The sequence below is a fragment of the Microcoleus sp. C2D2 genome, from assembly GCF_036702495.1.
In the GTDB taxonomy this organism is placed as follows: domain Bacteria; phylum Cyanobacteriota; class Cyanobacteriia; order Cyanobacteriales; family Microcoleaceae; genus Microcoleus.
Genome location: NZ_JAUBTO010000270.1, coordinates 1 through 5598, shown reverse-complemented (window position 1 = coordinate 5598; position 5598 = coordinate 1). Strand labels below are relative to the sequence as shown.

Sequence of the window (5598 nt, the reverse complement as noted above, 5' to 3'; positions counted from 1 at the left end):
ATTTTTGGCAGGCATACTTCTGGCTTTTATGTGACTTGTGATTTATTATTATACCAGTTTTAATGCGAAACAGCTTACTAGAAAGAGTAATTGTTAAGGTCGATCGCTCTTTTTCTGTGAAGCGCGATCGCTCTTTCATCAATCCAAAATCTTATTTGTTATAAGCTGGCGCGCATCTAATTTTTACACTTATTTTTATTGAAACCATGAGTGGAGCGGGCACTCTTAGTGCGCCCCAAAGGTACAATCTAAATGCAGTACAGCTTATTATGTCCGCTAGCATCCTTCGTGTATGGGCGGGGCGGGTTTATGAGATTATTGGTCTTAGGCACAGATTGTTGGTAAAACCCGCCCCTACCAGATCGCAAATTATACAAGGACGAATGAACCGGACTTGATATTGCTTGCAGTTGCGCCCAAATCGCGCCCAAGCGCAACTGCAAACCCACTACAATTACTGCGGCGAATCCACCTTAGCAGGATCTTCAACCACAGGATGAATTAATACCGATCGCAAACCTTTCCGAATTTCCGAATTCAAATACCTGCGCTGCAAAGCCTGCCATTTTTGCCAAGCTGCGTAGCGATTTTTTGCCAAAATATCAGCCAATTTCGGCAACTCTTTTTTCAAATCGCGATCGACAAAATCTGTCAGAAACTCCCCTAAAACTTCACAGTCTTGAATATCGCCCAAACATTCCTGAACAGCTTTCACATCTTCGACATAAACTTCGTAAGTCTCGCCGTAAAAATCCCCAAACAGATTCATTAAATAGCGAACCCGCTTCGCTTGCTTCCGCAAATCGTGCAGAATAGTTCCTTCCGCTGCTAGCTTCTCTTCGACAGCCTCAGCATTCAAATCATCAGCAACTTTAACTTTGCCATCCTCATATTCTGTGCCCAGCAGCCAAGCCGGATGTAGGAAAAACTCACTGACTTGAGGTAACAGTAAATCCGGCAAAACCTCAGCAATTGGCAAATGTTCGATCGCCCGATACTGCGGTTTTTCCAGCCAATCCTCGATCGACTCCTTCAGGGATTCGTAGGTTTTGTGCTCTAAAATCGCCCTCACCCCTTTCAAAGCCCGGTAGCGCTGTTTGAGCAAATTCAACAAAGCCTTATCCAAAACTTTCTGTTCGTCAGCCGGCAAATTCGGGTAATAGCGGTTTTGGAGACTTTCGAGCATCACATCCAAATCCCTGAGCGTTCCCAGAATCCGCCCCACCTTACCAATTTTGCCTTCTGAAGCCTGTTTTGGCAAGTCTAAAACCGGAGCAAAACCCGTTACAGCCGATCGCAAACGTCTCAATCCCACGCGCATTTGATGAAGTTCTTCGGCATCTTTGTCTTTGATAACTTCAGCCTCGTGCTCTACACTTTTGCGGAAATATTTCTCAATCGCCTGAGATGCGGCGTCTCCGAGAGTTTTAACTTGAGTTTTAACTTTTGCTGATGTTTTTATATTCATGGCAGGTGTAGAGTCCACTTTGCTGATCGACTTTAATCTCGATTTCAAAGCTTTGCTAATAAGGGGTTATATCCTAGCACATACTTTAATTTATGAACCGCAGCAATAATAATTCTTAATTAATTCTCGATCGCACGCTGATTTCAGAAACTCCGTTTCTTCGGTGATTTCTCGTGACTCGCCGCAAATTTTTCGTAGCAACCGCGAATAAGCGCCCCCATGCGTAAGCCTTGTTAACGTAAGGTGCTTGACAATTTATCCAAAGTCAGCATTTAGCACTCTCAACTCTTCAATTCTCAATTCTCAATTCTCAAATCTAAAATCCAAAGTCAGCATTTAGCACTCTCAAATCTTCAATTCTTTAATCTAAAATCTAAAATCTAAAATCTAAAATAGAATTACCCTCCCTCGCCCAATCGCTAATAAAAATCTGATTTCTGGCGCTCTTTCCCAAACAGGTTAAGATGGCTGCTTTCTCGACATTTATTTGCCAAAGAGAGAGAGAGGGTGCGTGAGGGAGGACAAGTTTTAAATTAAATCAAGCCCGCCCAGCTTGTCCGACTTCAAAGAAGCTGTTTAGCCTTTCCAGTCTTTCTCAGATTGCTGGAGCACGTAGGTTGCTACATCCTCAATTTGTTGGGGCTTCAAGCGGCCGGCGAAAGCAGGCATAGCATTTTTGCCCTTAGTTACCTGAGCGGTAATAGCTTCGAGAGAATTCATGCCGTACTTCTCAAGAGCACTCTTTTTCAAGGTTTTCATGGCCATAACCACGTTGCCGCCACCGATGTGACAAGCAGCACAGTTCGAGCTAAAGATTTTAGCTCCTTTAACCGCATCGCCTGCCAAAGCAGGGCGACCAAAGCCGACGGTAAAAATTGCGAACGCTAATAGGGCGATCGATAAGAGTCTTTTCAACGCAGTTCTCCTCTAATGGACACGCAAAGGGTGATTCTTTAGATATTTTACCTGTTAAAACAGGCGCGATCGCTCAGTCGCATCGCTTTCTCCCGAGTAATTTACCACTTTTTGGCAGCGGTAGTTCAACTCTCAAAATTCTCCACGGCCCAGCCCGGAGCTTTCTGAGCGGCCCGGATCACAAAAGCCGCCAATTTTTCGATTTCTGCTTGGGGCATCCAGCTTTCGGGCACTTGGCGGCACCAAAAAGTCTCCTCAGTACCGTCATAAGTCATCGGTTCTCTCAGATACGCCACCAAATTATTGATGTTGTTGCGGGGAGGCGTTGCCCCCTTGAGGTCAGCCAAAGACAGAGATATCGTCGGATCGGGCAAATTAGCTCCTCCGACGTGACAATTCAGGCAATTTTGCTCGAACAACACCTTGCCTGCAGACAAATCCTGAGCCGAAAACAACCGAGTATGTCCCTGGGAGTCCAACTCCAAAGCCACAGGTTCGCTGGCTTGTAAATACCTATTCACGTAAGAATCGGCAGCAGCCAAAACAGGTTGAGGAGCCAACAGCACGAGCGGCAAAATAATTAACATCCCCAACAGAAAGCAGACAAAAACACCACGATGCAGCATAAGGGCGTAGAACCATCAATTATTCACTAACATTTGCTCACAAAATCGAATTTTCTTGTTTCACTCGGGCTGTCGTCGCCCTCAACCAGTCCCCAAGCTGATGTCGGCGGGTTCGACTGGCGAGAATCTATGAGCAGGGGGTAAATTTTAGATTTCAGATTTTAGATAGAAACACAGCCAGCCAGCAATCCTTGCCAAACCGCAGCCCCATCCCCAATCCAAAATCCAAAATCTAAAATCTAAAATCGATTAGCGAGCGCCTTTGCCACCAGCCCACTGCGTTCCGACAATTTTCGGCTGCACCAGAATGTGACCGGCAATGGCGGACAAATCGTCATCCGAGAGATTTCTCATCTCAGGGAAAACATCCGCGCTCTTCGTACTCGGATGCAGTTCCGAAATTTCCTCAAACCCGTCATAAGTCGTGGGATTTTTCATATAGTCCACCAGCGACTCAATATTATTCCGGGGCGGGTTGGCCAAAGCCAGAGTTTCCGGACTCAAATTCACGTTGGGGTCAGTTTTGGTCATGCCTGCAGCGTGACATTGAGAGCAAGCCGAATTGAACAGGCGTTTGCCTTCCTTAACTTGTTTGAGGCTCAGCACTACCGGAGCACCCTTGTCATTCAAAGGCACAGTGCGAACTTCAGGAGTCAGTTCGATAGCCATCGCACTGCTGACAAATAACTGAAATGTCAAGAAGACAGCGGTCAGAGCAATGAAATATCTTTTAAGCATGGTTCTCCTTAAAAAAATCTGGCAAATTATTGAACGCTAAGAGAGCATAGCTGGCAAACAGATTTCTGTTCAAAATTCCCTCTTTCTGCAACAACTGGCGAAAGTTGGTGCAGCCATACCTTTAAAGGTAGAGGAATTTTGCGATCTAATCTGCAAGAAGTTTTGAGTCGCGCCTTTTTTCGAGAGCGGTCATAATTGCCTTAACATCCTCCAAAGCCAAACGGGTTTGAGGGTGCTTGTAGGCAATTTCCAACTCGTCACACAAGCTGATCACTTCTTCAACAGGGACGTTGAAGTCCTCTGCTATTTCTGCGATGGACAGGTCTGCAAAACCCATAATTTTTAGGTCGCTGACAGGTCAAAATTGAGTTGACGGCTATTAACTCAAAGCCGGACAATTTCAGAAAGCGCTGTTAGCTTGTTCTGTTAGTTTGTTCTGAGATTTTGTTCGATCGCAAGCTAACTAACCGCTAACTGCCACTAGGCATTTTTGCCCAGCCCAACTTCAGGGCCAATCAACTTCCGATCAATATCATCCCACTGCTGGGTCGTTATTACCAATAGGACTTGCGCGCTCTGGGATCAAAACCCGGTGTCTGCGTGAATGTCTGGCTACCAAACTCAATATTTTTCCTCGAAACCGGGTTTTGAGCCATTCTGAGGAAATTTTTCGTCTCTCCCCCGGACTCACCAACCGACAATCATCGGGCGCTGCTGCTTAGGGAGAAAGCTTGAAAGCGTGAGTCTGCGGGGGCCGATGGTGGCCGTCGCTGCCATCGAGGGCGGAGAATTCCGAGCCTGCCAAGAACGGCTGGGGCTGGTGGAGGCTGATGAGCTGACCGAGAGTTTTCTTTAATTGAGTCCGGGGTACGATCAAGTCTACAAAACCGTGGGCGAAGGAGTATTCGGATGTTTGATAATTTTCCGGCAGCTTTTCCCGCAGAGTTTGCTCGATTACCCGACCGCCTGTAAAGGCCACAGTAGCTTTTGGCTCTGCAATTATAATGTCTCCCAGCATGGCAAAACTGGCGGTGACGCCGCCGGTGGTCGGGTGGGTCAAAATCGGGATGTAAAGCAGTCTCGCTTCCCGGTGGCGTTCCAGAGCCCCGGAAATTTTAGCCATTTGCATCAAGCTGAGCATTCCTTCTTGCATTCTCGCACCGCCTGAAGCGCAGACAACGATGGCGGGCAAGCGTTCCCGCGTGGCGTGTTCGATGAGGCGAGTCAGCTTTTCTCCGACTACCGATCCCATGCTGCCGCCGATGAACTGAAATTCCATGACTCCGAGGGCGACGGGCAAATTTTCGAGTTTGCCGATGCCTGTTTCTACGGCGTCTAGGTGGCCTGTTTTTTCTTGAAATTCTCGCAGCCGATCGCTATATTTTTTTCGATCGCGAAATTTCAGGGGATCTGTGGCGTGCAGTCCTTCGTTAATGGGCATCCAGGTATTGGGATCGATCAATTGCTCGATGCGATCGTCACTGTAAACTCTGATATGATGCCCGCATTCCAAGCAAACCATTTGATTTGCTCGCAGGTCTTTGGTATAACTGAGGGCACCGCAAGCTTCGCATTTATTCCAAAGTCCGTCCGCAATTTCTCGTTCCGGCCGTTCTTGGGAGTTCGGTACTGATTTTCGTCGATTTGCAAACCAATCAAATAGAGACATTAAAAGTTGGTAATTAGGAATTGGTAATTGGTAATTGGGAAGTGGTAATTGGTAATTAGTAATTGTTAGTTGTCAGTTGCTAGTTGTCAATTGCTAGTTGTTTAGTGACTAATGACTAATGACTAATGACTAATGACTAATGACTAATGACTAATGACTAATGACTAATGACTAATGACTAA

The 5598-nt window shown here is 46.4% G+C and carries 6 protein-coding genes; all 6 read right to left on the bottom strand.

Annotated elements, in window-relative coordinates; translation table 11 throughout:
* Positions 1–454 precede the first annotated feature (454 nt).
* The gene (locus tag QUB61_RS37485; protein ID WP_333136258.1) at positions 455–1468 is read right to left on the bottom strand and encodes a CHAD domain-containing protein; all 1014 of its coding nucleotides are present in this window, start codon (positions 1466–1468) and stop codon (positions 455–457) included.
* A gap of 576 nt (positions 1469–2044) precedes the next feature.
* A complete protein-coding gene (gene petJ / locus QUB61_RS37480; RefSeq protein WP_333136256.1) occupies positions 2045–2383 on the bottom strand; it encodes a cytochrome c6 PetJ in 339 nt (112 codons plus the stop codon).
* 125 nt (positions 2384–2508) lie between these two features.
* Complete coding sequence (psbV2, locus tag QUB61_RS37475) at positions 2509–3009, bottom strand: photosystem II cytochrome PsbV2 (protein WP_333136254.1); 501 nt, start codon at positions 3007–3009, stop codon at positions 2509–2511.
* Between the two features lie 249 nt (positions 3010–3258).
* Positions 3259–3747: a photosystem II cytochrome c-550 gene (gene psbV / locus QUB61_RS37470; protein ID WP_333136252.1), complete on the bottom strand. Its 489-nt coding sequence runs from the start codon at positions 3745–3747 to the stop codon at positions 3259–3261.
* A gap of 145 nt (positions 3748–3892) precedes the next feature.
* The gene (locus QUB61_RS37465; protein ID WP_333136250.1) at positions 3893–4084 is read right to left on the bottom strand and encodes a translation initiation factor IF-2; all 192 of its coding nucleotides are present in this window, start codon (positions 4082–4084) and stop codon (positions 3893–3895) included.
* 381 nt (positions 4085–4465) lie between these two features.
* Complete coding sequence (gene accD / locus QUB61_RS37460) at positions 4466–5416, bottom strand: acetyl-CoA carboxylase, carboxyltransferase subunit beta (protein ID WP_333136248.1); 951 nt, start codon at positions 5414–5416, stop codon at positions 4466–4468.
* Positions 5417–5598: the final 182 nt, after the last annotated feature.

Bases quoted from the DNA above. Each gene is read 5' to 3' on its own strand.
- QUB61_RS37485 (WP_333136258.1), bottom strand. From the start codon at position 1,468: ATGAATATAAAAACATCAGCAAAAGTTAAAACTCAAGTTAAAACTCTC.
- psbV2 (WP_333136254.1), bottom strand. From the start codon at position 3,009: ATGCTGCATCGTGGTGTTTTTGTCTGCTTTCTGTTGGGGATGTTAATT.
- psbV (WP_333136252.1), bottom strand. From the start codon at position 3,747: ATGCTTAAAAGATATTTCATTGCTCTGACCGCTGTCTTCTTGACATTT.
- QUB61_RS37465 (WP_333136250.1), bottom strand. From the start codon at position 4,084: ATGGGTTTTGCAGACCTGTCCATCGCAGAAATAGCAGAGGACTTCAAC.
- accD (WP_333136248.1), bottom strand. From the start codon at position 5,416: ATGTCTCTATTTGATTGGTTTGCAAATCGACGAAAATCAGTACCGAAC.